The organism is Campylobacter concisus (assembly GCF_002913865.1).
Taxonomy (GTDB): domain Bacteria; phylum Campylobacterota; class Campylobacteria; order Campylobacterales; family Campylobacteraceae; genus Campylobacter_A; species Campylobacter_A concisus_AM.
This window is the reverse complement of the sequence record NZ_POYX01000005.1, coordinates 1-1,515: the sequence shown is the minus strand read 5'-3', so window position 1 is coordinate 1,515 and position 1,515 is coordinate 1. Positions and strand designations below refer to the sequence as shown.

Genomic DNA, 1,515 nt, shown 5'->3' with positions numbered 1-1,515 from the left:
CTTGGTTTTTATAAGTGTTTAGTAGATCAAGTACATCTTTACCATTACTTGAGATTGCATTTTTAAGAGCAAGTTGTAGATCTTTAAATGTGCTTTTTAGTTGATTTAGAGCTGGGTTATTAGTATCTGCTTCTAAGCTTGCTTCATAGTTGCCATCTTTTATCTCATTTACAAAGGTGTTGGCTTTTTGGATGAAGATACTTTGATCTTTCATGCCATCTTCAATGGCCTTTGTGTTTTTGTTTATTAGCTCTGCCATTTGGCCAAATTCATCTTTAGATGTTATCTCTATAGGCTGGGCTTTGTTTGTCTTGTGATTTAGTAGATCAAAGAAAGATAGCAGGCCTGTTTTTAGTTTGAGGATGATTTTTAAAAGATATGATGATAGATAAAGCGAGAGCAATAGTCCTAAGATAAGCACCACCACAAGCACTCCAACAGATGCATAGGCAAGTGAGTTTAGATCCTCTAAAAGCTCATCTTTGTCAAGCTCGCCGATAAGATACCAGCCCATACTTTTGATATATTTTGAGCCGATCAATAAATTTCTGCCATCCTTATCTAGTGATATGTAGCTGCCATTTTCATTGATTAGCTTTTTAAGGTTTGTATCGCCAACTAAATCTTTTAGGTTGCCGCTTACGTCTTTGCCGATCTTGATATCGCCTTTTTCATCGACTAGTAGAAATTTACCGCCACGACCTATCTTTTGTGACTGGACAAAATTTACTATCTCGCTTAAATTTACGCCAGTCGCTGCGATGCCATAAAATTTATCATCTTTTTGAACTTTGTAGTTTATATACATCATTATCTTGCCGCTGCCGTCTTCAGCCTTGTTGATGTCGATTAGGCTTAGACTACTACCATCTTTTAAGGCGTAGTACCATTTGTCATTTTCTGGGTTAATGACCTTTAAAATTTTATCTTCAACGTAGTAGTTTAGGGTTCTATCTGAGCCAAACATTATCGTATCTAGCTTTAAATTTTTAGCAAGAGTCTGAAAATAATCAAACAATACCTTTCTGCCGTGCTCGTCCTCGCCATTTTTGACCCAGTCTATTAAGAAGCTATTTTGAGTTATTTGATAAGAAGAGTCGATTATCTTATCGATGTAAGATTCTATTTTATAACCAACTTCATTGATCGCAAGTGGAAATTCTTTACTTTCGACCCTGTCGGTATATAAATTTTTAGCCATGTTATAGGTCACAAGACCAACCACACTAACACAAACTAAGATCATGACACTTAGCACAAGTGCCGTTCTCATCCTGAGTGACTTCATTGCATTCTCCTTAAATTAAATTGACAATTTTATTACAATATATTTAAATAATATTTAATTTTATAAATTAGAAATTTGTGAGATTTTTTGCAAGAAGCGTTTTGCCTCTTGCAAATTTATATTAGGATTTATTTTTTAAGGTCGTATTTAGCGAGCATTTTGTCAAATTCGCCAGATTTTTGTAGCTCTTCGATCGCAGCATCTATCTTTTTGATAAGATCAGTATG

The 1,515-nt window shown here is 34.7% G+C and carries 1 protein-coding gene and 1 pseudogene; both read right to left on the bottom strand.

What is annotated here, in order from left to right; translation table 11 throughout:
* Positions 1 to 1,288 (bottom strand): cache domain-containing protein (locus tag CYP77_RS00235; RefSeq protein ID WP_181001469.1); only part of this gene is annotated, 1,288 nt, incomplete at its 3' end.
* Between the two features lie 128 nt (positions 1,289 to 1,416).
* Positions 1,417 to 1,515, bottom strand: a pseudogene (locus CYP77_RS10270) (basic amino acid ABC transporter substrate-binding protein); the annotation flags it as partial.